Genomic DNA, 24,140 nt, shown 5'->3' with positions numbered 1-24,140 from the left:
AATAGACCGTAATGGAGAGTAAAGAACTGCGTCCAGGGTTGAGGGCAAATGGTCCCTTTAGTCACCCATTCCGGTGAATAAGCAGCTTTTCATTCGATCTGTCGCACTGGCATTTCGGCAGTGCGTGCGACCTTGGCCGCACCGTGCCGGCACTCGGCGCAGGCTACCTGCGAGAAAGAGGTGGGCGGATGATGGCCACCGCGAAAAGGATCGCCCTGGGCGTCGTGACCGTGGCGCTGGTGGCGGGAGCGGCCGGGTGCTCGGGAGCGGACTCCTGATCGGGGGCCGCCTGTCTCGGAGCCGTGAATGGCGTCGCAGGAGAGAAGAAGGCTGCGGAAGCGGCGCCCAAGTCAGTGTTCCGGGCCATTGGTGACGGTTCCACCGCGTTCACAGGCGTTCAGCCCGAGCAGCCGAGTGCACAACGCCTGGCAGCTGGGCAGAAGCCGTCGCAGTTCGTGGTGTTCTCGTGGGACGGAGCCGGGGAGGACGGTCAGCGGCTCTTCTCCCACTTCCGTGAGGTGGGCAAGAAGTACAACGCCTCGATGACGTACTTCCTCAGTGGTGTGTACCTGCTGCCGGAGGGGAAGCGGACCCAGTACGACCCTCCCAGGCACAACGCCGGCAGCTCGGACATCGGTTTCAACGACACCGAGGGCATCCGGGACACCCTCACCCAGCTCCGCGGTGCTTGGCGGGAAGGCAGTGAGATCGGCACCCACTTCAACGGCCATTTCTGTGGCAAGGACGGGGGCGTCGGCACCTGGTCCGTCGATGAGTGGAAGAGCGAGATCAGCCAGGCGAAGTCCTTCGTGAAGAGCTGGAAGACGAATGCCCCCGTCCTCAAGGGGGAGGAATCGCTGCCCTTCGACTACGACAAGGAACTCGTCGGCGGCCGAACCCCCTGCCTGGAGGGCCGGAAGAACATGGTGGAGGCGGCACGCGCCAGGGGATTCCGCTATGACTCCAGTGGCGTCAACGACCAGGTGTGACCGAAGAAGAACGGCGTCTGGGGCCTCTCCATGCAGCTCGTCCCGGTGCCGGGCCGAGACTTCGAGACGCTCTCGATGGATTACAACTTCATGTTCAACTAGTCCGGGACAACGCAAGGGGACCCGGACAAGCACGAATTCTGGGGAAACCAGATGCGTGACGGCCTCCTCCAGGCCTTCGACCGCGCGTACGGCGGCAACCGCGCACCGCTGATCATCGGCAATCACTTCGAGTCCTGGAACGGCGGCACCTACATGCGCGCCATCGAGGAGACGATCGCGACGGTCTGCACCAAGGCGGACGTGCGCTGCGTCTCGTTCAGGCAACTGGCGGACTGGCTCGACGCACAGGACCCGGCGACGCTGGCGACGCTCCGAACGCTGAAGGTCGGCCAGGAGCCCAAGGCCGGCTGGCCCGCCTTCCTCGAGACGGGCGCGGGCCAGAACCAGGAGGCCTCGGAGGCACCTGCCGCAGCCGCAGGGAATCCGGCCGGCCGTTAGGGGCCCGGTCCGTGATCCCGGGCGCCGGGCAGGGAATGTGCCCGGCGCCCTCCGGTGCGTTCACCGAGGACACGGCAATACCGCGCGGCCCACCGGAAGCATCGGTCGCTCAAGCAGGCTGAGCGGCCTCGGCGCGAGTGAGGCGCTCGTCCAGCACGAAGGCCGGGTCGACCTGGGCGGCAAGGTCGGCCCCGGTCTTCTCGTTTCCCCAGCTTTCCGCGTTCCTCAGGTGGAAGTGGACCATCTGACGCGTGTAACGACCCCAGTCCCGCCGCTCGTACGAGTCCTCCGCCGCGTTCTGCAAGGTCTGAAGAGCCATCCTGTTGTCGGCCTCGAGCAGTTCGAAGCGCGCAGGGCGGCCCTTTTCCATAGCCCGCACCCAGTCGGAGTGGCCGACGGTAACCAGCAGGTCGTCGCCCACCTCGGCGCGCAGGAACTCCAGGTCGTCCTCGCCCTGCACCTTGTTCCCGACCACCTTCAGATCCACGCCGAAGTCCCGCGCGTACTCCTTGTACTGGCGGTAGACCGAAACGCCCTTGCGGGTCGGTTCGGCGATGAGGAAAGTCATGTCGAAGCGGGTGAACATCCCTGAGGCGAAGGAGTCCGAACCAGCGGTCATATCGACCACCACGTACTCATCGGGGCCGTCGACGAGGTGGTTGAGGCAGAGCTCGACCGCGCCGACCTTGGAGTGGTAACACGCCACGCCGAGGTCTGATTCGGTGAACGGCCCCGTCGCCATCAAGCGGATGTCCCCGTCGTCGAGCCGGACCGTGCGGGCGCAGGCCTCGAAGATCGGGTTGTCCTCACGAATGCGCAGCAGGCGTGAGCCCTCGCCCGGCGGCGTTGTCTTGATCATCGTCTCGGTCGAGGCGATGCGCGGATTGCTGCCGCGCAGATACTCCTTGATCAGAGGTAGCTTCGCCCCCATGGCGGGCAGCGCCGCGGCTTCGTCCTCGTCGAGGCCGAGCGCGGCTCCGAGGTGCTGGTTGATGTCGGCGTCCACCGCGACGACGTGGGCTTCATTGGCGGCGAGGTGGCGGATGAAGAGCGAGGACAGCGTGGTCTTGCCGCTGCCGCCCTTCCCTACGAAAGCGATCTTCATGTTCACCTAGGGTAGTCGATCCATTGCTTTGTGTTGCCAGGTTTCGTGAAGAAGGCCACTCCCGGGCGGTAGGCGGGCGTAAGGCGCGTAGCCTCGCTACTTATGAGTACGACTTCCTCGGACCCGCTCGTCGCTCTGAGCGCTCTGCCGGGCGTGACCGACGCGGTGGACGCCGTACGCAAGGCCGTCGACCGGGTCTACGGTCATCGCGTGATGCGGCGCCGCAGTAACGAGGTCACTGCGGAGGCCGCTCTGCGGGGCGCCCGCGGATCGGCCGCGCTGTCCGGCGCCGACTGGAATCTTGAGGAGGTGCGGCGGCGCACCGACTTCAGCGGCGACGACGAGGCCCGTGTCGTCGGGGCCGCCCTTCGCCTGACGGCGGAGGCGGGGCAGCTTCTTTCCATCTGGCGGCAGTCGCCCTTGCGGGTTCTCGCCAGGCTCCATCTGGTGGCTGCGGGTGGCGCCGCCCCGGAGGACGCTGTCGGACGGCCTCGACTCGCGGGAGAGCCGGTGGACGAGCCGCTGATCGAGGCGCCGCTGCCGGACGCGGACGAGGTTGCAGGCCGACTGGACGGACTCACCCGGCTCATCCTGTCGGGGAGTGAGGCGCCCGCTCTGGTGACAGCCGCCGTCGTCCACGGGGAACTGCTGGCCCTTCGTCCCTTCGGGACGCACAACGGGCTGGTGGCGCGGACCGCGGAGCGGATCGTGCTGATCGGAAGCGGACTCGATCCCAAGTCGATCTGCCCGGCCGAAGTCGGGCACGCCGAGCAGGGGAGGGCGGCCTACGTGGCGGCCTTCGATGGTTATCTCTCCGGCACGCCGGAGGGTGTGGCCGCCTGGATCAAGCATTGCGGGCGCTCGGCGGAACTCGGCGTCAGGGAATCGACGGCAGTGTGTGAGGCCCTTCAGCGAGGCGCCGCGTAGCGCGTGTGCGCGCAACGCCGGTGCTCCCCGGTGGGCGCGATGTGGCGGTGAACGTGGTTGCGGCGGTACCGGTCTCGGTACCGCCGCTGGCATGTCTGCCCAGTTACCAAGCGTCCTCGTTATGTGCCCATCAGGCCGGGGTCTTTGCCCGCTCCTGGTGCGGCTGGCCCGTAATCGACGGGTCGACGTCGCGTGGGTGCTGGGTTTTCATGCGCGGTCCGTGGGCCTTTGCTGCGTAATTCAGGTCATCCTCGCGGATGTCCTTGGTCTCGCGGGCCGTTGAATCCTTTGTACTCCACGGGCCGGGTGAGCGGTAGTGCTGGCCGCACTTCTTTACTTTTAGGTTCAATTACGGACGAGTTGGTCCAACTGGCGGTGTCAGGCGGACGCCGTGGTGGCTCTACGACGGGCGGCGTACCAGACGACTCCGGCGGCCAGGGCGGCGGCGCTCACTGCTGCCGCGGCCATGAGCGCCGGCCGAGGCGGCAGGGAAAACGCCGAGAGGCGCTGTTTGAGCCGTACGGGCCGGTCGAAAGTGAGAATCGGCCATTCCCGGAGGGTCGCCTCCCGGCGCAGCGCGCGGTCCGGGTTGACCGCGTGCGGATGGCCGACGGACTCCAGCATGGGTACGTCGGTCGCCGAGTCGCTGTACGCGTAGCAGCGGGCCAGGTCGTAGCCCTCTGAGACCGCAAGTGCCTTGATGGCCTCGGCCTTCGTGGGCCCGTACGCGTAGTACTCCACTTCGCCCGTGTAGCAGCCGTCGTCGCCGACGACCATGCGGGTGGCGACGACGCGATCGGCGCCGAGCAGCTCACCGATTGGTTCGACCACCTCGGCACCCGAGGTCGAGACGATCACGACGTCGCGTCCGGCGGTGTGATGCTCCTCGATGAGCGTCGCCGCTTCGTCGTAAATGATCGGGTCGATCAGATCGTGCAGGGTCTCGGCCACGAGTTCCTTGACCTGCTGCACGTTCCAGCCCTTGCAGAGCGCCGAGAGATATTCGCGCATCCGCTCCATCTGGTCGTGATCCGCGCCCCCGGCAAGGAACACGAACTGCGTGTACGCGGTGCGCAGCACGGCGCGGCGGTTGATCAGCCCGCCGTGGTAGAAGGACTTGCTGAAGGTCAGTGTCGAAGACTTCGCGATGACCGTCTTGTCCAGGTCAAAGAAGGCGGCTGTGCGCGGCAAGAAGCGGTTTTCCACATGCCAGAGCATAGGGGGCCGCCATTCGGCGTATACCCCGGCGCGTGGGTTTGCCTGAGAAGGGCCTCGGGTACACCATGGAAGTCACGGATCGTTCGCGACCGTGCTAACCCCGGTCCGGCTCCTCCCCCCCCGAGTCGGCCGTGGGGACGACCCCCGCTCTCCCCCCCGGCGGGGGTCGTCGCATGTCCGGACGCGGTTTGCCGCGCGGAATCGACCATTTCTTCTCCCTCTGCTCCATGTCGGGCTCTGCCTGAGGTCGGCTCGCTTCAGCATGCATCGTGACGCTGGGTAGCGGAAGAGTCGCATCGGGAAGTCACCTGTGTGAGCTACGGAGTTATTCACAACCGCTGAGTTGTCCACGGTTTTTGAGCAAGATCCACATGATTTCCGGGAGCGCCCCACCGTGATTCCACCCGTGAAGTCCACGGGTGCCGGGATCGCCGTTCTCGGATGAGCTCCGAGATCGCCGTGAACCGTGGCGAAGGCGCGTGATGGAGGGGTGGAGAGTATGGCTGAATCCAGTGCACGGGATCGATTGACGCCTGCCGACGCACGACGGGGCGGTCCGCTGATCGTGACCGAGGATGTGGACTTGCTCGACGATCTGCTGAGGCTGTGCGCCGCTGCCGGTGCGGAACCGGAAGTGCATCCCGCGCTGCCCGATCGCCGAGGGGGCTGGGAGCAGGCGCCCATGGTTCTTGTCGGCGAGGACGCGGCCGCACGGTGCCGCGGAGCGGCGCGCAGACGGGGCGTCATGGTCGTGGGACGCGATCAGGACGCGCCCGATGTCTGGCGCCGAGCCGTCGAAATCGGCGCTGAATACGTGATTCGTCTGCCTGAATCCGAGAACTGGCTCGTCGACCAGATCGCCAACGCGGCGGAAGGCGTCGGCCGGCCCGCCCTCACGGTGGGAGTGATCGGGGGTCGAGGCGGTGCGGGTGCGTCCACGCTGGCCTGTGCCCTCGCGGTGACCGCGGCGAGGGCTGGGCAGCGGACCATGCTCATCGACGGGGATCCGTTGGGCGGCGGTATCGACGTGCTGCTCGGTGGCGAGCGGGCTGAGGGAATGCGTTGGCCTGATTTCGCCCATTCAAAGGGGCGGGTCGGTGGAGGGGCGCTGGAGGAATCGCTGCCAGCGCTGCACGGGCTGCGGGTCCTCAGCTGGGGCCGTGACGACTGGGTGGTCATCCCGCCGCCCGCCATGCGAGCGGTACTGGCCGCAGCACGCAGGCTCGGTGGGGTGGTGGTGGTTGATCTGCCACGCCGGGTGGACGAAGCGGTGGCCGAGGCCCTTGCCCAGCTCGATCTGGGGCTTGTGGTCGTCCCCGGTGAACTGCGCGCGGTCGCGGCGGCGAAGCGGGTGGTATCGATGGCCGGAATGGTGCTCGACGACCTGCGGGTTGTGGCGCGGGGACCTTACACCTCAGGGCTCGACGAGCAATGGGTGGCCCGAGCGATGGGCCTGCCGCTGGCTGGGGAAGTCCCGTGGGAAAGGGCTCTGTCGGCCGAGCAGAACGTGGGCGAGCCACCCGGAGGCAACGCACGTGGGCCGCTTGCCAGGTTCTGCGCCGCCTTCTGGGAACAGGCGCTCGTGCCGGAGAGTGCCAACACCTCGGTCACCGGGGGCATCTCATGACCGAGGCGCTGCTCGATGCCGTCAGGCAACGGCTCGCACACAGCGGGACGGCTCCGACCCCGGCCGGGGTCGCCGCCGCGCTGCGTGCGCAGGGGCGTCTGCTCGGCACGGCGGAAGTGCTGGGCCGGGCGGACGAGCTGAGAGGCGAGCTGATCGGGGCCGGGGTACTGGAACCGCTCCTGGCCGATCCCGGTGTCACGGACGTCCTGGTGTCAGCGCCCGACCGGGTCTGGGTGGACCGAGGCGGCGGACTGGAACTCACCGAAGTGGCCTTCGCGGACGCGGCTGCGGTTCGCAGACTGGCGCAACGGCTCGCGGCTGTGGCGGGGCGTCGTCTCGACGACGCCAGACCCTGGGTGGACGCCAGGCTTCCGGACGGCACCCGCATGCATGCCGTGCTGCCCCCGGTATCGGTCGGATCGACGTGTCTGTCGCTGCGGGTGGTCAGGACCAGGGCCTTCTCCCTGACGGAGCTGGTCGAAGCGGGGACCGTCCCGCCCGGGGGTGACCGAGTGTTGAGGGCTCTGGTGGAGGCGCGGGTTTCGTACCTGATCAGCGGTGGTACAGGGGCGGGCAAGACGACCCTGCTCTCCAGTCTGCTGGGAGCGGTGGGGGAGCGCGAGCGGATCGTGCTCGCCGAGGACTCGTCGGAGTTGCGCCCGGATCACCCGCACGTCGTGCGGCTGGAGTCGCGCCCCGCCAATCAGGAGGGTGCCGGCCGGGTGACACTCCGGGACCTGGTGCGCCAAGCCTTGCGCATGCGCCCCGATCGGCTGGTGGTCGGTGAGGTGCGCGGCAGCGAGGTGACCGAGCTCCTGGCAGCCCTGAACACCGGGCATGAGGGAGGATCCGGAACCGTTCATGCCAATGCTGCCGGGCACGTCCCGGCACGTTTGGAGGCGCTCGGAACTGCGGCGGGGCTGGACCGGCTGGCGCTGCACAGTCAGCTGGCGGCGGCTTTGTCGGTCGTGGTCCATCTTGTACGGGACCGCGCCGGGCGCAGGCGGATCGCAGACATCCATGTGCTGGAGCGGGATGCGGCGGGGCTGGTGAGGACGGTTCCGGCGCTGTGCTGGGGCGCCGCGGGCTTCGAGCGGGAACGGGGCTGGGAGCGGCTGTACGAGCTGATCGGGGGTGCTCTGTGATCGGAGGGAGGGCGCCTGCCGGAATCCCCGAGGCGGTGCATGCCGCAGCACTGTGTGCGGCGATGGCGGTGTGGCTGGTCCTGATGGGGCGGGCGCGACCGCTGCGGAGAGCGCTGGCGCTGCTCTCCGGCGGGAGCGAGAAGTCGGAGGCCCGGGAGAAGTGGTGGAGGGCGCGCAGCCGGATCGAGAAACGGCTGAGGGGACGGTGGGAGTGGCTGTGTCTCCCGGTGGCTTCGGCTCTGGCGGTGCTCGGGCAGTCCGTACTGCCGTTGATCGCGGGGGCCGTCGCGGTTCCTGTGGCGCGGCGGTGGTTGCGGAAGAGGCAGTCACGCAAGGACCGGGAAGCCCGGGCGGACGGGGTGGTGGACCTGTGCGGGGCGCTGGTCGGTGAACTGAGGGCCGGCCACGAGCCGGGGCAGGCGCTGCTCGTCGCGGTGCGCAGCACGGCAGTGATGGGCGAAGCCGGGTTCCGGGTGTCGGCCGCGGCGCGGTTCGGTGGCGATGTACCGAGGGCACTGGTCCAGGCGGCGGGCGAGCCGGGGTTGGACGGACTGGCCGGAGTGGCCGCCTGCTGGCGGGTGGCGGTGGGCAGCGGGGCGGGCCTCGCGACAGGGCTGACCCGGTTGGAAAGCGCGTTGCGAGCCGAACGTCGTCAGCGCGAGGAGTTGCGGGCGCAACTGGCGGGAGCGTGGTCGACGGTCGCGGTGCTTGCCCTGCTCCCCGTGCTCGGCATGGGACTCGGCGCCGCACTCGGAGCGGACCCGCTGAAGGTGCTGCTCCACAGCACCGCCGGACTGATCTGCCTGGCGACGGGCGGGCTGCTGGAGGTGTGCGGTCTCCTGTGGGCCACCCGGATCGTCCGGACGGGAGAAACGGGATGAACGTATCGGCCGGCTGGCCCGTTCAGACGGTGGAGGCCCTCGGAGTGGCACTGGCGCTCTACGCCCGAGTGGTTCTGCCCTTGGCCCGGCATCAAGTGGGCCGACGGGTAAGGCGACGAGGCGAGCGGCTCCTGGTGGTGGCACCGGCGGCCTCTACCGGGCGGTCGGGGCCGCTCCGGTCGTCCGGCCCCCCGGTGGGCTGGACGACTTCCCGGGTGGGCTGGACGGTCTCCGCCGGCCCGGTCAAACAGTGGGTGGCATGGGCGGCAGTCGCGTTGACGGGATGGTTCCTCGTGGGCGGCCTAGTGGGAGGGGCGGTCGGCCTGGCCGCCGCCTACGGCGGCTGGCGGTGGCAGCGAGAGCGACTAGGGCATGCCGTGCAACGCGCCTCCGAGGCGAAGGCGCGGACTGCGGAGGCCGTACGGCAACTTCCCATGGCGGCGGATCTGCTGGCGGCCTGCATTTCCGCCGGTGCCGGCCCGGTGGAGGCGGCCGAGGCGGTGGGCGAGTCGCTGGGCGGACCGGTGGGTGAGCAGCTCGCCCGCACAGCGGCGGAAATCCGGCTTGGTGGTGACCCCGCTGTCGCCTGGGGGCGGTTCGGGGGGATACCGGGGGCCGGGGCCCTCGCCCGCTGTCTGGACCGGGCGGGCTCGACCGGCGCTCCGGCGGCGGAGCCGGTCACCCGGATGGCCGAGGCGTTGCGGGCCGAGCGGGCGAGGGCAGCCGTGGCGCGGGCTCAGAAGGCCGCCGTGATGGTCACTGCCCCGGTCGGCCTCTGCTTCCTCCCCGCGTTCCTGGCGGTAGGGGTGGCTCCAGTGGTGATCGGCCTGGCCGGGGGCCTGCTGCAACCGGCGTGATCCGGAACGAAGACGCAAGAGCAGTTCGGGTTTTTCCTGTACGTAACTGGCATATCGGGGGTTCGGAAATGATGTACAAGATCAAGAACTGGATGAGGTCCGTGGCCCGCCGCGCCCGGTCGGGGGCGGACAGTGGGATGACGACGTCGGAGTACGCGGTGGGCACGATCGCGGCCTGCGCGTTTGCCGCGGTGCTCTACAAGGTGGTGACCAGCGCGGCGGTCATGTCCCAGCTGCAGTCGTTGCTGAAGGGCGCGCTCGATGCGAAGTTCTGAGGACGGTGTGGAGGTGACTGGCCGCATGGTTGCGGGTCGGCTTGGGCAACGGAAGAGGGAAGAGCGCGAGGCCTCGGTCATGGGTGCCAGGCGTCCGGGCGATCAGGGCGCGGTGACGGCGGAGGCCGCCATGGTAATTCCGGTGCTGGCGGTCTTCGCCCTGGCGTTGCTCTGGGCGCTGATGGCCGCCTCGGCCCAGATCCGTTGCGTGGACGCGGCGAGAGCCGGTGCCCGGGCGGCAGCTCGTTCGGAACCGGCGGCGCAGGTGCGGGAAGCCGCTCTCTCCGCAGCGCCCGAGGGGGCTTCGGTCGCAGTGGCACGGGCCGGATCACTGTGGCGGGTGAGGGTGACCGCCCCGACGGCTGGGCCCGGACGCCTCGCTGTGACCCTGAGGGCGGAGGCTGCCGCGGCGGCGGAGGATGTGCCAGTGCCGGCCGCGCCAGCTGCGGACGCGCCGGACGCGCCGGACGCGCCGGACGCGCCGGACGCGCCGGACGCGCCGGACGCGCCGGACGTGGCGGGGAGAGAGGGCGAACGGTGAGGGGGCCCAGTGGGCGGGGTGGGCAACCGGCCCGGCTGCCAGTGGGGGATCAGGGGTTCGCGACGGTATGGGCGGCGGTGACCGCAGCGACGTTGTGCACCGTGTTCGCGGTGATTCTGGCGTTCGGACAGGTGGTGGCCGTTCGGCACCGTGCCGGGAGCGCGGCCGATCTGGCGGCGCTGGCTGCGGCGGACCGGGCCCTGGAGGGCACCGCGGCGGCCTGCGCGTCAGCCGAGGAGGTGGCCGGGGCTCAGGGGGCGGAAGTGGTGCACTGTGCGGTTCTGGGGGAGGTCGCCGATGTGATGGCCAGGGCACGGTTCGGACCGTACGCCCCGGAGGTCAGGTCGCGGGCGGGGCCTGCGGCGGACGTTCCTCCGCCCTGGAGGAACCCTCAGCCGGAGCGCTCGGGCTCTCCCCGCCCGGCGCATAACGCAGGAGCTCCGTGAGGAGGCGGACGGCGCCCCGTTTGTGCAAGGGGTCGTTGCCGTTGCCGCACTTGGGGGACTGGATGCAGGACGGGCATCCCGCATCGCACTCGCAGGATGCGATGGCCAGGCGTGTGGCCGAAAGCCACTCGCGGGCGGTGTGGAAGGCGCGCTCGGCGAATCCGGCGCCACCCGGGTGGCCGTCGTACACGAAGACGGTGGGCAGCAGGGTGTCGGGGTGCAGCGGGACGGACACCCCGCCGATGTCCCAGCGGTCGCAGGTGGCGAAGAGCGGCAGCATCCCGATCGAGGCGTGCTCGGCGGCGTGGAGCGCGCCGCCGAGGATCTCCGGGTTGATCCGGGCGGCATCGAGCTGGTCCTCGGTCACCGTCCACCACACGGCCCGGGTGCGCAGGGTACGGGGCGGCAGGTCCAGCTTGCTCTCGCCGAGTACCTCCCCGGTGATCAGCTTACGGCGCAGGAAGGAGACGACCTGGTTGGTGACCTCGACCGACCCGTAGCAGAGGCGCCCGTCCCCCCAGGGGATCTCGGTGTCGGTGTCCAGGACAGCGATGGATGTGGTGTCTCGGGCGGTGGTCGAGTACGGCGGGTCGGCCTGCTCGACCAGGGCCACGGAGTCCTCCAGGTCCAGTTTCCGGACCAGGTAGGAGCGGCCCTGGTGGAGGTGGACGGCGCCCTCGTGCACGGCGCTGTGGGCGGCGGACTCGTCCACGGTGCCCAGCAGCCTGCCGGTGCCCTCCTCGACGATCTGCACGGGACGGCCGCCCTCGCCCCGGATGTCGGTGAGGTCGGCGGCCCGCTCGCGGCGGGTCCAGTGCCAGCCCGACGGCCGTTTGCGGAGCAGCCTGGCGGTCTCCAGCTGGGGGAGCAGCCCGGCCGTGGCCGGGCCGAAGAGCTGGAGGTCGGTTTCGGTGAGCGGCAGCTCCGCAGCCGCGGCGCAGAGATGGGGGGCGAGGACGTATGGGTTGTCCGGGTCCAGGACGGTCGACTCCACGGGCTGCTGGAACAGGGCGTCGGGGTGGTGGACCAGAAAGGTGTCCAGCGGATCGTCGCGGGCCACCAGGATGGCGAGAGCCCCTTGGCCGGCCCGGCCGGCCCGGCCCGCCTGCTGCCAGAGGGAAGCCCTGGTGCCCGGGTATCCGGATATGACGACGGCGTCCAGGCCGGAGACGTCGATGCCGAGTTCGAGTGCGGTGGTGGCGGCGAGGCCGAGGAGCCGGCCTGAGTGCAGAGCGTGTTCGAGGGCGCGGCGTTCCTCGGGGAGGTAGCCCCCGCGGTAGGCGGCGACCCGGGGCGGCAGGGAGCTGTCGACCTCGGCGAGGCGTTCCTTGGCGATGACGGAGATCAGCTCGGCGCCGCGCCGGGAGCGTACGAAGGCGACCGAGCGGACTCCCTGGATGGTGAGGTCGGTGAGCAGGTCGGCGGTCTCGGCCGTGGCGGTACGGCGTACCGGGGCACCTTTCTCGCCGTGCAGCTCGGTCAGCGGGGGTTCCCACAGAGCGAAGACCAGTTCGCCGCGCGGGGAGGTGTCGTCGGCCACCTCGGTGACGCGGAGACCGGTGAGGCGGCCCGCCGCGAGGGCGGGCTCGGCGGAGGTGGCGGATGCGAGGAGGAAGACGGGTTCGGAGCCGTAACGGGCGCACAGCCGGCGGAGCCGGCGGACCACCTGGGCGACGTGCGAGCCGAAGACGCCCCGGTAGGTGTGGCACTCGTCGATGACGACGTAGCGCAGGGAGCGCAGGAAGGAGGACCAGCGGGGGTGTGACGGGAGGATCCCGCGGTGCAGCATGTCGGGATTGGTGAGCACGTAGTTGGCGTACTGACGCACCCACTCGCGCTCCTCGACGGGGGTGTCACCGTCGAAGACGGCCGGCCGGATGCCGTTGCCCAGCGGAGCCGCGAGAGCCCTGACGGAACGGCGCTGGTCGGCTGCCAGGGCCTTGGTGGGGGCGAGGTAGAGGGCGGTGGCGCCGCGCCCGTTGGGGGCTTCGGAGCCGTCCAGGAGGGCGCTGAGCACCGGGGCGAGGTAGGCCAGCGACTTGCCGGACGCCGTTCCGGTGGCGATCACGACGGATGTGCCGTCCAGGGCGTACTCCGCGGCGGTCGCCTGATGGGCCCAGGGGTGGTCGATGCCGGCCTTCTGGATGGCGGCGATCACTTCCGGACGGATGCGATCGGGCCAGACGGCATGGGTTCCCGCGCGCGGGGGCAAGTGCTCCGTATGAGTGATGCGCGCGGACCGGCCCGCCCCTGCGGCGAGCCGGTCGAGGACCGTGTTCGGAGAGGGGCGGGACCCCCCACTCTCCGGGGGTCGACCGGGGTAATGATTCTTGGCCATCGGCACCGAGTGTGTCACTGGCAAGACGGACAATGGTCCCAAGGCGTCGTGCATGGCTGCCGGTAAGTGATTGAATGCCATCGCGGCTGGCGATCCGTCCCCCGGCTCCGTCGGGGAGACCGAGGGGCGACCGCTCGATAGCAAGGTGCTGGAGGATCCGTGGACCTGTCCTTGTCGACTCGCAATGTGTCCGGCCCTGGTGGCGACCGTACGGTCGTCGAGGTCGGTGGCGAGATTGATGTGTATACCGCGCCCAAGCTGCGCGAGCAGTTGGTCGAGTTGGTGAATGACGGCAGCTACCACCTGGTTGTCGACATGGAAGGCGTCGACTTCCTCGACTCCACCGGCCTCGGCGTGCTTGTGGGCGGCCTGAAGCGTGTGCGGGCCCATGAGGGCTCGCTGCGCCTGGTGTGCAACCAGGAGCGCATTCTGAAGATTTTCCGGATCACCGGCCTGACCAAGGTGTTCCCGATCCACACCACGGTCGACGAGGCCGTCGCGGCCACCGACTGACATCCGGCCTGGCGCCGGGCCGGTTATCTGCCGGTCCGGCGACGGTCTCGGCTGCGCGGCTCCGGTGGGGTCCGCCGGTGCGGCAGGCCCTGTTCCGTCGTGGCCGGTAGATCCTGGACGGCGGTCGGTAGCTGGCGGATCACCCGGTCGGTGGTCCGCGGCTGCTTTATTTGTCAGCCGCCCGACCCGCCCGGGTAAGAGGGCTCGTCGGCAGGGAACCGAGGGCTCGCAGAGAGAGCCAGGGACCGGTCCGTGGGGCTCGTCCCCGGCATGCACATACGTACGTTCGAGGGGGATTGCATGGCCACCGTTGAACTCCGCTTCAGCGCCCAGCCCGAACACGTCAGGACCGCCCGCCTCGTGGCGGCGGCCGTGGCGCGCAGGGCCGGGGTCGACGAGGCCGTGCTCGACGAGGTCCGGCTCGCCGTGGGCGAGGCGTGCAGCCGGGCCGTCGGCCTGCACCGCAGCCATGGCATTACGGCTCCTGTCGCGGTCGTCCTGATCGAGGAGGAGAAGACGTTCGCCATCGAGGTCGGTGACGAGGTCCCGGGCCCCGGCGCGAATGGCTCGGTTCCGGGCGGCGTCTCCGGGCGGCGTGCTGCCACGTCCGGCGGTGGGCTCTACGAGCCCGAACCGGAGGCGGACGACGAGGACGAGATGGGCCTCGCGGTCATCAGTGGCCTGGTCGACGACGTGGAGGTCAGGTCCGGTGCGGACGGCGGTGTCATCCGGATGAGCTGGCCCAAGGTGCCGGTCGCCGTTCTTCCCTGAGTGGGGGGCGACGCCGAGCGGCGCGAGGGGTGTCTCTGTGGAGTGACGGTTTCTCTGTCGAGCGACGGGCTCTCAGCTTCCTTGCACCCGAGCCTGATTGACCTCCCGCGCGCGCGGCAGCTCCTCATTCGAGTAGGGAATCGTTCACGTGTTCCCCTCGGTGAGGGCTGTTTGGGTGAGTTGCATATCCCTCATTTCCCTTGGTGCAAATGGCTGCAAAAGCCTGCCTATCGGACGCCTGGCGCCCGGATGGAGGGCGTTCGGCGTGTAAGTTCCGGGGCCGAGAGCCTTGGAAGGGACCAAACCGGTGAACAAGAAGCTTGCAGCCGCACTGTCCGGCGGTGCGGTACTCGTACTGGCACTGTCGGGCTGCAGCGACGACAGCGACGACAAGGTGAACGACTGGGCCAAGGAGGTCTGCGACCAGGTCCAGCCCCAGTTGCAGAAGATCGCGAACGCCAACGCGTCGATCCAGCAGCAGACCGCCGACAACAGCAAGCCCGCCGACGTCCAGGAGACCGACTCGGCCGCCTTCCAGCAGATCTCGCAGGCGTACAAGGCGTTGGGCTCGGCCGTCGATTCGGCGGGCCCCCCGCCGGTCGACGACGGCGAGACCACGCAGAAGGAGGCGGTGAAGGAGCTCAACGCCTCCTCCGCGGCCTACGCGAAGCTGCAGGAGAAGGTCGACGCCCTGGAGACGAAGGATCAGGGGAAGTTCGCCGACGGCCTCAAAGGCATCGCGGAGGAACTGAACAAGATCAGCACCAGCGGCGACCAGGCGCTGAAGAAGCTCCAGTCCGGCGAGGTCGGCACCGCGATGGCCAAGCAGGAGGGCTGCCAGAAGCCGACCGCCTCGGCGTCTCCCTCGGCCGGCCCGTCGGACGACTCCGAGCCCTCGACCGAGCCGTCGAAGGAAGCGTCTCCGTCGGCGTCCGCCAGTAAGAAGGCGTAACGGGGCGGCCGGTGTCACGGCCTGCGGACATCGGGTGAGCGGCCCGGCACACCCCGGGGACAGCCGGGGCGGTGGCCGGGTCGCTGCCGTTGTCAGTGGGAGCCGTCACAATGGGGCACGTGAGTAAGACCAGCCTTTTCGCAGCAGACCTTCCCTCGGCGGACCGCGCGCCTGAACTCCGCGAGGCCCTGCTCGCGGCCGCGTTCACGGCCGACGGGCTCCTCGACCTGCTCGGCGCGTCCGCCTACGCCGCGCTGGCGCGCAGTGAGACGGTGCCGGCGCTGCGGGCCACGCAGGGCGAGACGTCGCTCGCCACGCTGGTGCGCCTCTTCCTGCTCCAGCGGCCCGTGCCCGCCGAGCGGGCAGCGGCCGTGCTCCCGCTCGCGGAGTGCGTGGCGGACGGCTGGCTGACCGAGACGGCCGGCGAGGTCCGGGCGACCGTCGATGTGCGGCCGTACGGCGGGCCGGACGGCGAGGACTGGTTCATCGTCTCCGACCTGGGCTGCGCGGTGGGAGGCGCGGGCGGGATCGGCTCGCGCGAGAAGGGCGTCGTCCTCGGCATCGGAGGGGCCTCCACCACTCTGGCCGGGATCACCGTCCGCAAGCCCGTCGGCTCCGCCCTTGATGTCGGTACGGGCTCCGGTATCCAGGCGCTGCACGCCGCGCAGCATGCCACGAGGGTCACGGCCACCGATCTCAATCCGCGCGCCCTCGAATTCAGCCGGCTCACCCTCGCTCTGTCCGGCGCCGCCCCGGCCGATCTGCGGGAGGGTTCCCTGTACGAGCCGGTCGGCACCGAGACCTTCGACCTGATCGTCTCCAACCCGCCCTTCGTCATCTCGCCCGGCGCCCGGCTCACCTACCGCGACGGCGGCATGGCCGGCGACGACCTCTGCCGGACTCTGGTGCAGCAGACGGGCGACCGGCTCAACGAGGGCGGCTTCGCGCACTTCCTGGCCAACTGGCAGCACACCGAGGACGAGGAGTGGCAGGACCGGGTGCGCTCCTGGGTTCCGGAAGGCTGCGACGCCTGGATCGTGCAGCGCGAGGTGCAGGACGTCACGCAGTACGCCGAGTTGTGGCTGCGTGACAGCGGCGACCACCGCACGGACCCAGAGGAGTACAAGGCACGGTACGACGCCTGGCTGGACGAGTTCGACGCCCGGCGGACGAAGGGCGTCGGCTTCGGCTGGATCACGCTGCGGAAGTCCGCCGCCGCGGCCGCCGGAGCCCCCTCGATCGTGATCGAGGAGTGGCCTCACGCCGTGGAGCAGCCGCTCGGTCCCGCCGTCGAGGCGCACTTCGACCGCCAGGACTACCTGCGCGAACAGGACGACGCGGCGCTTCTGGCCGCCCACTTCACCCTGGCCGCCGAGGTGGTGCAGGAGCAGGTCGGGCTCCCCGGGGCCGAAGACCCGGAGCATGTGGTGCTCCGTCAGAACCGTGGCATGCGAAGGGCTACGAAGGTCGACGCGGTCGGCGCCGGCTTTGCCGGAGTGTGTGACGGCTCGCTGCCCGCCGGGCGCATCCTCGACGCCATCGCGCAGCTGATGAACGAGGACCCGGTGCTGCTGCGGGACCGCACGCCGCAGGCCATCCGGCTGTTGGTGGAGGAGGGATTCCTGGAGCCGCTGCCCCCGGGCGGGCGGGTGACCGGATGATCCGGATCGAGTTGGACGAGGCGTCGCTCGGAGCCACCCGCATCGCGATCAGCCCGTTGTGGGACGCCTTCTGCAGCCTCCATCTCACGATGCCGCACCGCCACCCCTCCCGCCCCTACGAGGAATGGGTGGTGCGGGCCCGCGAGGTGCTGCGCGAGGACGACCGGACGCATGCGCTCCGGTTGCTGACCGACGGTCCCCACCAGTTCCCCGACTTCCTGCTGCCCCGACCGGTCGGGGCCACGTCCGTCGAGACGGAGCTCGACACCATCCGGGCCACTCCGGTCGACGTCGTACGGGCCGGAGTCGCCGAGCATTACGCAGGTCTTGAGGACCACCCGCACATACGGCCGTACGTCGCCGATCCCGAGGCCGCGTGCGGCGCACTCGCCGATGCGTACGCCGCGTACTGGGAAGGCGCGCTGGCCGCCCACTGGCCAGTTATGCGGCGTCTCGTCGAGGACGAAGTGCTCATACGGGCGCGGACGTTCGCCACCGAGGGTATAGACGCGCTCTTCACCGGTCTGGAGAGCCGGGCCAGGTGGGAGCCGCCCGTGCTGGAACTGACGAAGCACATCGACGCGGAGTACCGGGCGGGCGAGCGGCGGCTGCTGCTCGTGCCCCTCGTCTTCGCGGAGGGCTGCCGGCTCTACTCCACCGACGACCCCGAGGTCCTGACGGTGTCCTTCCAGGCGCGCGGCGCGGGCGCCCTGCGCGAGCGGCCGGCGGAGCGGGCCGACAGCGGCGACCGGCTCGGGCTGCTGCTGGGGCGGGGCCGGGCCTCGGTGCTGCGCCAGCTCGGGGGGCCGCTCACCACGGCCGGGATAGCCGACCGGCTGGGGCTCGCGCCGAGCACGGTCTCGGAGCACCTGTCGGTCCTCGCCGAGGCCGATGTCGTCACCCGGCACCGGATCGGGCGCAGCGTCTACTACCAGCTCACCGACACCGGCCGCGCCCTCCTCGCGCTGCTCTCGGGGGAAGAGGTGCTGCGCGCGGTGTCGTGAGAGGCCGCGGGACCGCGCGGACGATTCGGGGGGCCCCGAATCGATGGCGGCGGTGGCGGAGACGGGCCTAGCGTCCGGGCCATGCTTGCGATCGAGGCGAAGAACCTGCGCCGCACCTACACCAGCCGGACCGGCTTCCTGCGTCCGCGCCGCACCGAGACCGAAGCCGTGCGGGGGATCACCTTCGAGGTGGCTCGCGGCGAACTCTTCGGGCTCCTCGGGCCCAACGGCGCGGGCAAGACCACCACCATCAAGATGCTCAACACCCTGCTGCTGCCCACCTCAGGCACGGCCCGGGTGCTGGGACACGACGTGGCGTCCGACCCCGTCGCCGTACGCCGCCGGATCGGTTACGTCTTCGGCGGCGACCGGGGGCTGTACGACCGGCTCTCCGCCCTCGACAATCTGCGGTACTTCGCCGAGCTGTACGACGTCGAGCCGCGGGACCAGAAGCGGCGGATCGCCGAACTGCTCGAGCTGGTCGGCCTCGCCGGGCGGGAGAAGGAGCGCGTCGAGGGGTATTCGCGGGGGATGCGGCAGCGGCTGCACGTCGCGCGCGGACTGCTGCACAGGCCCGACGTCCTGTTCCTCGACGAACCGTCCATCGGCGTGGATCCCGTGGCGGCGCGCGATCTGCGCCGCACCGTCGCCGACCTGCGAGCCGACGGCACCACGGTGCTGCTGACCACGCATTACATGGCGGAGGCCGACGAGCTGTGCGACCGGATCGCCGTCATCGCGGGCGGCACCATCCGGGCCCTGGGCACGCCGGACCGACTCAAGTCGCGCGTTCAGGAACGCGGCATCCTGGAGATCGAGGCGTACGGGGCGGGCGAGGAGCATCTCGAACGCATCCGCGCCGTGGCCGGTGTGCACGGAGTGTCCGCCGAGGACCGGGGGAGCCGCCAGGCCGTCATCGTGCAGACGGAGCGGGGCGCGGATCTGCACGGCCAGGTTCTGGCAGCGCTCGACGGGGTACGGGCCGGACGGGTCGTCACCCGGGAACCCACGCTGGAGGATGCTTACATCGCGATCGTCGAGGAGGCGGACGAGCCGGCTCCCACGGCTCGCGCCTCCGCAGAGACCGCCTCCGCAGAGACCGCCTCCGCGGAGACCGGTCGCGACGCCAGTGAGGCCGCGGCATGACGTTCGCCAGAACCCTGCGTCTGATCGCTGTCGGCGTGCGGACGCACGTCTCGTACATGAGCCGTTCGCCGCTCGAAATCACCTTCGCCGTCCTCGTGCCCCTGGTGTACGCGACCCTCTCCGTCTACCTCTTCCGCGCCGCCGACGACCCCGACCGGCTGCTGACGGCGGCCGTCGGAGCCGGGCTGATGGGCATCTGGTCCTCGGTGCTCTTCGGATCGGGCGGCGCCGTCCAGAACCAGCGCTGGCTGGGCACGCTGGAGACGCTCGTCGCCTCACCCACGCCGCTCTCCCTCGTCCTGCTGCCCATCACCCTGGCCACCGCCGTCATAGGCACGTACGCGATGGGCGCGACGGTGCTCTGGGGCGCCGTGCTGTTCGACGTGCCGCTGGACTTCGCGCATCCGGCGCTCTTCCTGGTCGCCGTCCCGGTCTGTGTGCTCTCGCTCGGGATGATGGGGCTGCTGCTCGCTGCCACCTTCGTACTGCTGCGCAACGCGAATGCACTGGCCAACCCGCTGGACGCGCCCGTGTGGCTGCTGTCCGGGATGCTCGTGCCCACCACCGTGCTGCCGGACTGGACGCGTCCGGTTTCCTGGGCGCTCCCCACCACCTGGGGCTCCCGCGCGGTGCACGCGGCGACCTCCGGAGGGGCGGGAGCCGGGGAGGTGCTGGTCCCCATGGGCATCGCCCTCGGACTCGGCGCGTTCTACGCGCTGCTCGCCGTCCTCGTGCTGGGACGCGTCGAACAGCGCGCCCGGGCCGCCGCGACCCTCGCCCTGGCCTGACCTGCTGCGCGAGCCTGCGCCTCGAACCTTTCCCGCCCACCCCAGGAGTTGCCCGCATGCCCGCCCCTGCCCTTCACACAGATTCCGGTTCCGTTCCCGGCCTCTACCGCCGAGCCGTTTCCACGCTGCGACTCGTGGTGATCGGTGGCGCCCTGTCCTACCGGGCGCTCTTCAACTGGACGACACCACCGATGTTCATCGGCACCCTGCTCGTCGGTCCACTGCTGCAACTCCTCTTCTTCGTCTTCCTCGGACGGCAGCTGCACGTCGCCGACGACCGGTTCTATCTGCTCGGCAACGCCGTTATCTCCGCGTCCACAGCCTGTGTGTACGGGGGCACGATGGCCGTCGCCAACGAGCGGCGGTACGGGACGCTCGGCGCGGTCCTGCTCAGCCCTCGGAACCGGGCTCCGCTCTGGTTCGGCCGGGCGATCCCGTATGTGCTGAACGGCCTCCTCATCAGCGTCTTCACGCTCTCCGCCGCCTGCCTCCTGCTCGGGCTGCGGATTCCGGTTGAGGCTCTGCCGGGGCTCGGAGCGGTCCTGCTCGCCGCCGCTGCCGGGTGCTCCGCCTTCGGCTTGGCGCTGGGGGCGCTGGGGCTGCGGTTCCGGGACGTCTTCCTCGTATCGAACGTGGCCGGTTCCGTACTCCTGCTCCTGACCGGCGCGAACGTGCCGCGAGAGACCCTGCCGGGATGGATGCGGGCCGCCGGGGAGGTACTCCCGCTGACTCATGCCGCCGACGCGGCGCGTCAGTTGTCCGCCGGGGCCGGGCTCGACGGCCGGGGCATCGCGGCGGAACTCCTGACGGGGGCGGGGTACGCGCTGCTCGCCGTCGTGCTGCTGGCCCTGTTCGAACGGGGGAGCCGGCGGCGCGCGACGCTCGATGTGATGTGACGGTCCTGCTGTTCACCCCGTGTTGGCGTCCGCGACGCTCCGCGGTGGGAGCCTCCCTGCGTCAGCGAGGAATCGGCAGGGGGAGAGGGAGGCGTACGGGATGGAGAGCGGGCCCGCTGTCTTCGCCGGAACGACGTTCGCGCTGTTCGGCGCGGCGCTGCTGCTGTGGACGGGGGCGCGCGTGCTGCACCGCGCGCCGGTCGCGTACCGGGTGAGCCCCGCTGTCTCCACCGCACTCGCCACTGTGTTCGGCGTACTTTTCCTCGTCCTCGGGGTGTGGTGCCTCGGCCGCGCTTGAGCGGGCCTCCGCGTCGGGCGTACGAGCCCGGCCCGGTCCCGGCCCCCTGCGCGGCGCCGGGAACACGCCCGGGCCGCCCGCCCCGCGCTCCCGGCACCTGCAGGGCGGTCGGGGCGCCGCCGAAACCGCAGGCAGCGGCCGTGCACGGGGCGGACCTAGCGGGCCGGGCGGCAGGAATGGCGGAAGTCGGGTTACCGTTCGAGTGGCCGTTGCGGGCTTTTGCCGTTTGACACGGGGGCGGGTTGTACCGTCACACTCCGCAGCGACAGCACTGTCGGCAGCGCCATCGCGCTGCCCCGGATGCCCACCGAGCGTCGACCGGAGAGAAGAGCGAAGTTGTCCCCGACCAGCGAGACCGCACAGGGCGGCCGCCGACTCGTCATCGTCGAGTCGCCTGCCAAGGCGAAGACGATCGGGGGCTATCTCGGCCCCGGATACGTCGTCGAGGCGAGCGTCGGGCACATCCGCGACCTCCCGAACGGCGCCGCCGAGGTACCGGACGAATACACCGGCGAGGTGCGCCGCCTCGGCGTGGACGTCGAGCATGACTTCCAGCCGGTCTACGTCGTCAACGCCGACAAGAAGGCCCAGGTCAGGAAGCTGAAGCAGCTGCTGGCCGAGTCCGACGAACTCTTCCTCGCCACCGATGAGGACCGCGAGGGCGAAGCCATCGCGTGGCACCTTCAGGAAGTCCTGCGGCCGAAGGTCCCGGTCCACCGGATGGTCTTCCACGAGATCACCAAGGACGCGATCCGGGCCGCCGTCGCCAACCCGCGCGAGCTGAACCAGCGCATGGTCGACGCCCAGGAGACCCGCCGCATCCTCGACCGTCTCTACGGCTACGAGGTCTCGCCGGTCCTGTGGAAGAAGGTCATGCCGAAGCTCTCGGCGGGCCGTGTCCAGTCCGTCGCCACCCGGCTCGTCGTCGAGCGGGAGCGCGAGCGCATCGCCTTCCGCTCCGCCGAGTACTGGGACCTGACCGGAACCTTCGCCACCGGGCGGGGCGGCGACGCCTCCGACCCGTCGACGTTCACGGCCCGGCTCAGCGCCGTCGACGGCCGCCGCATCGCCCAGGGCCGCGACTTCGGTCCGGACGGGCGGCTCAAGTCCGGCTCCGGCCAGACGCTGCACCTGGACGAGGTGAACGCCCGCGCCCTGGCCGCCGCGCTCGCCGACTCCGCGTTCGCCGTGCGGTCCGTCGAGTCCAAGCCGTACCGCCGCTCCCCGTACGCCCCGTTCCGGACGACGACCCTCCAGCAGGAGGCGAGCCGGAAGCTGGGCTTCGGGGCCAAGGCCACCATGCAGGTCGCGCAGAAGCTGTACGAGAACGGCTTCATCACCTATATGCGTACGGACTCCACGACCCTCTCGGACACCGCGGTCGCCGCGGCCCGGGCACAGGTCACGCAGCTGTACGGGGCCGATTACCTGCCCGAGAAGCCGCGCACGTACGCCGGCAAGGTCAAGAACGCGCAGGAGGCGCACGAGGCGATCCGCCCTTCCGGCGACCGCTTCCGCACCCCTGCCGAGACGGGCCTCACCGGCGACCAGTTCCGGCTGTACGAGCTGATCTGGAAGCGGACCGTCGCCTCCCAGATGAAGGACGCGACCGGTAACTCGGTCACCGTCAAGATCGGCGGCCGGGCGAGCGACGGCCGCGACGCCGAGTTCTCCGCGTCCGGCAAGACGATCACCTTCCACGGCTTCATGAAGGCGTACGTCGAGGGCGCCGACGACCCGAACGCCGAGCTCGACGACCGCGAGCGGCGGCTGCCGCAGGTCGCCGAGGGCGACGCGCTGTCCGCCGCCGAGATCTCGGTCGACGGCCACGCGACGAAGCCGCCGGCCCGCTACACCGAGGCCTCGCTGGTCAAGGAGCTCGAAGAGCGCGAGATCGGCCGCCCGTCGACGTACGCCTCGATCATCGGGACGATCCTCGACCGCGGCTACGTGTTCAAGAAGGGCACGGCCCTCGTGCCGTCGTTCCTGTCGTTCGCCGTGGTCAACCTCTTGGAGAAGCACTTCGGCCGGCTCGTCGACTACGACTTCACGGCCCGCATGGAGGACGACCTCGACCGCATCGCACGCGGTGAGGCCCAGTCCGTGCCGTGGCTGAAGCGGTTCTACTTCGGTACGCAGGAAGGGGCCGGCGCGGGCGCGGCCTCCGCCGCGGGCAACGGCGACGGCGACCACCTCGATGGGCTCAAGGAGCTCGTCACCGACCTCGGTGCGATCGACGCCCGGGAGATCTCCTCCTTCCCCGTCGGCAACGACATCAAGCTTCGCGTCGGGAAGTACGGTCCGTACATCGAGCGGGGCGAGAAGGACACCGAGGGTTACCAGAAGGCGGACATCCCCGACGACCTGGCGCCCGACGAGCTGACCGTCGAGTACGCCGAGGAGCTGCTGGCCAAGCCGAGCGGCGACTTCGAGCTCGGCGCGGACCCGGTGAGCGGGAACCAGATCGTCGCCAAGCACGGGCGGTACGGGCCGTACGTCACCGAGGTGCTGCCCGAGGGCACGCCGAAGACCGGCAAGAACGCGGTGAAGCCGCGGACGGCTTCGTTGTTCAAGTCGATGTCGCTGGACACGGTCACCTTGGCCGACGCGCTCAAGCTGATGTCGCTGCCGCGGGTGGTCGGCGTGGACGCCGAAGGCGTCGAGATCACCGCGCAGAACGGCCGCTACGGCCCGTACCTGAAGAAGGGCACGGACTCGCGGTCGCTGACCTCCGAGGACCAGATCTTCGACATCACGCTCGAAGAGGCACTGGCGATCTACGCGCAGCCCAAGCAGCGGGGACGGGCAGCCGCGAAGCCGCCGCTGAAGGAGCTGGGCACGGACCCGGTGAGCGGGGCTCCGGTCGTCGTGAAGGACGGGCGCTTCGGGCCGTACGTCACCGACGGCGAGACGAATGCGACGCTGCGCACGGGTGACAGCGTCGAGGACATCACGCCGGAGCGGGGATACGAGCTGCTCGCCGAGAAGCGGGCGAAGGGGCCCGCGAAGAAGAAGACGGCGAAGAAGGCTCCCGCGAAGAAGGCCCCGGCCAAGAAGACCGCCGCGGCGAAGAAGACTGCGGCGAAGAAGACCGTCGCCAAGAAGGCGACGGCTGGGGCGAAGAAGGCTCCTGCGGCGAAGAAGGCCGCCGCTTCGGGGGCGGAGGACTGAGTCCTCCGGGCGGGACGGGGTCTCGGGGGACGGGTGCGCCTGCGGCGGTCCCGCTCCCCTGCCGCCCCTTCCCGTAACCGGGCCGCTTTC

General features: G+C 70.2%; 21 protein-coding genes and 1 pseudogene. 19 read left to right on the top strand and 3 right to left on the bottom strand.

The genetic code is table 11. The annotated features are described in order from the left end of the window. Nucleotides 1–302 precede the first annotated feature (302 nt). A pseudogene (locus ABZ564_RS08540) lies at nt 303–1,490 on the top strand (hypothetical protein). Between the two features lie 109 nt (nt 1,491–1,599). On the opposite strand, the gene ABZ564_RS08535 reads toward ABZ564_RS08540, so the two are convergent. Continuing rightward, nucleotides 1,600–2,595, bottom strand: a complete 996-nt coding sequence (locus ABZ564_RS08535; RefSeq protein WP_360851633.1) for an ATP-binding protein — start codon at nt 2,593–2,595, stop codon at nt 1,600–1,602. A gap of 102 nt (nt 2,596–2,697) precedes the next feature. On the opposite strand from ABZ564_RS08535, the gene ABZ564_RS08530 reads away from it, so the two are divergent. Continuing rightward, entirely contained in the window at nt 2,698–3,522 is an 825-nt protein-coding gene (locus tag ABZ564_RS08530; protein WP_360851630.1) for an oxidoreductase, read from the top strand. 378 nt (nt 3,523–3,900) lie between these two features. On the opposite strand, the gene ABZ564_RS08525 is transcribed toward ABZ564_RS08530, so the two are convergent. Continuing rightward, on the bottom strand, nt 3,901–4,740 hold the full coding sequence (locus ABZ564_RS08525) for an HAD-IB family hydrolase (protein ID WP_360851627.1): 840 nt from the start codon (nt 4,738–4,740) through the stop codon (nt 3,901–3,903). Between the two features lie 565 nt (nt 4,741–5,305). On the opposite strand from ABZ564_RS08525, the gene ssd reads away from it, so the two are divergent. The 7 genes from ssd to ABZ564_RS08490 all read left to right on the top strand — a co-directional run bounded on the left by ssd (nt 5,306) and on the right by ABZ564_RS08490 (nt 10,512). Further along, on the top strand, nt 5,306–6,367 hold the full coding sequence (gene ssd, locus ABZ564_RS08520; RefSeq protein WP_360851723.1) for a septum site-determining protein Ssd: 1,062 nt from the start codon (nt 5,306–5,308) through the stop codon (nt 6,365–6,367). Further along, a complete protein-coding gene (locus tag ABZ564_RS08515; protein WP_360851623.1) occupies nt 6,364–7,512 on the top strand; it encodes a TadA family conjugal transfer-associated ATPase in 1,149 nt (382 codons plus the stop codon). The genes ssd and ABZ564_RS08515 overlap by 4 nt, the downstream gene beginning before the upstream one ends. Nucleotides 7,513–7,547: 35 nt before the next feature. Further along, complete coding sequence (locus ABZ564_RS08510) at nt 7,548–8,393, top strand: type II secretion system F family protein (RefSeq protein WP_360851620.1); 846 nt, start codon at nt 7,548–7,550, stop codon at nt 8,391–8,393. Continuing rightward, on the top strand, nt 8,390–9,250 hold the full coding sequence (locus ABZ564_RS08505) for a type II secretion system F family protein (RefSeq protein ID WP_360851616.1): 861 nt from the start codon (nt 8,390–8,392) through the stop codon (nt 9,248–9,250). Before ABZ564_RS08510 ends, ABZ564_RS08505 begins: the two co-directional genes overlap by 4 nt. 71 nt (nt 9,251–9,321) lie before the next feature. After that, nucleotides 9,322–9,525 (top strand): DUF4244 domain-containing protein, encoded by a 204-nt coding sequence (locus ABZ564_RS08500; protein WP_360851720.1) that lies wholly within the window; start codon nt 9,322–9,324, stop codon nt 9,523–9,525. Between the two features lie 112 nt (nt 9,526–9,637). Beyond that, complete coding sequence (locus tag ABZ564_RS08495) at nt 9,638–10,066, top strand: TadE family type IV pilus minor pilin (protein WP_360851717.1); 429 nt, start codon at nt 9,638–9,640, stop codon at nt 10,064–10,066. Next, on the top strand, nt 10,063–10,512 hold the full coding sequence (locus tag ABZ564_RS08490; protein ID WP_360851613.1) for an Rv3654c family TadE-like protein: 450 nt from the start codon (nt 10,063–10,065) through the stop codon (nt 10,510–10,512). The genes ABZ564_RS08495 and ABZ564_RS08490 overlap by 4 nt, the downstream gene beginning before the upstream one ends. Here ABZ564_RS08490 and ABZ564_RS08485 read toward each other — a convergent pair. Then, the gene (locus tag ABZ564_RS08485) at nt 10,406–12,931 is read right to left on the bottom strand and encodes a DEAD/DEAH box helicase (protein ID WP_360851610.1); all 2,526 of its coding nucleotides are present in this window, start codon (nt 12,929–12,931) and stop codon (nt 10,406–10,408) included. The two genes, ABZ564_RS08490 and ABZ564_RS08485, sit on opposite strands and share 107 nt — an antisense overlap. A gap of 78 nt (nt 12,932–13,009) precedes the next feature. On the opposite strand from ABZ564_RS08485, the gene ABZ564_RS08480 reads away from it, so the two are divergent. The 10 genes from ABZ564_RS08480 (at nt 13,010) to topA (ending at nt 24,050) form a co-directional block, all read left to right on the top strand. Further along, nucleotides 13,010–13,363 carry an STAS domain-containing protein gene (locus ABZ564_RS08480; RefSeq protein ID WP_003967428.1) on the top strand — a complete coding sequence of 118 codons (354 nt, stop codon included), beginning with the start codon at nt 13,010–13,012 and terminating at the stop codon, nt 13,361–13,363. Nucleotides 13,364–13,663: 300 nt separating this feature from the next. Next, the gene (locus tag ABZ564_RS08475; RefSeq protein WP_360851607.1) at nt 13,664–14,134 is read left to right on the top strand and encodes an ATP-binding protein; all 471 of its coding nucleotides are present in this window, start codon (nt 13,664–13,666) and stop codon (nt 14,132–14,134) included. A 307-nt stretch (nt 14,135–14,441) separates the two neighbouring features. Next, entirely contained in the window at nt 14,442–15,086 is a 645-nt protein-coding gene (locus ABZ564_RS08470) for a small secreted protein (protein WP_360851605.1), read from the top strand. A gap of 110 nt (nt 15,087–15,196) precedes the next feature. Continuing rightward, complete coding sequence (locus ABZ564_RS08465; protein ID WP_360851601.1) at nt 15,197–16,747, top strand: methyltransferase; 1,551 nt, start codon at nt 15,197–15,199, stop codon at nt 16,745–16,747. Then, nucleotides 16,744–17,751: a helix-turn-helix domain-containing protein gene (locus ABZ564_RS08460; RefSeq protein ID WP_360851598.1), complete on the top strand. Its 1,008-nt coding sequence runs from the start codon at nt 16,744–16,746 to the stop codon at nt 17,749–17,751. The genes ABZ564_RS08465 and ABZ564_RS08460 overlap by 4 nt, the downstream gene beginning before the upstream one ends. Nucleotides 17,752–17,832: 81 nt before the next feature. Next, a complete protein-coding gene (locus ABZ564_RS08455; RefSeq protein WP_360851595.1) occupies nt 17,833–18,897 on the top strand; it encodes an ABC transporter ATP-binding protein in 1,065 nt (354 codons plus the stop codon). After that, on the top strand, nt 18,894–19,685 hold the full coding sequence (locus tag ABZ564_RS08450; protein WP_360851592.1) for an ABC transporter permease: 792 nt from the start codon (nt 18,894–18,896) through the stop codon (nt 19,683–19,685). The genes ABZ564_RS08455 and ABZ564_RS08450 overlap by 4 nt, the downstream gene beginning before the upstream one ends. A gap of 134 nt (nt 19,686–19,819) precedes the next feature. After that, the gene (locus ABZ564_RS08445) at nt 19,820–20,581 is read left to right on the top strand and encodes an ABC transporter permease (protein ID WP_360851589.1); all 762 of its coding nucleotides are present in this window, start codon (nt 19,820–19,822) and stop codon (nt 20,579–20,581) included. Between the two features lie 100 nt (nt 20,582–20,681). Then, the gene (locus ABZ564_RS08440) at nt 20,682–20,879 is read left to right on the top strand and encodes a hypothetical protein (RefSeq protein WP_360851586.1); all 198 of its coding nucleotides are present in this window, start codon (nt 20,682–20,684) and stop codon (nt 20,877–20,879) included. A gap of 336 nt (nt 20,880–21,215) precedes the next feature. Beyond that, complete coding sequence (topA, locus tag ABZ564_RS08435) at nt 21,216–24,050, top strand: type I DNA topoisomerase (protein WP_360851583.1); 2,835 nt, start codon at nt 21,216–21,218, stop codon at nt 24,048–24,050. Nucleotides 24,051–24,140: the final 90 nt, after the last annotated feature.

The organism is Streptomyces sp. NPDC019224 (genome assembly GCF_040632605.1).
GTDB lineage: Bacteria > Actinomycetota > Actinomycetes > Streptomycetales > Streptomycetaceae > Streptomyces.
Note: the sequence above shows the minus strand (reverse complement) of the source record. Positions and strands in the feature narration are given on the sequence as shown.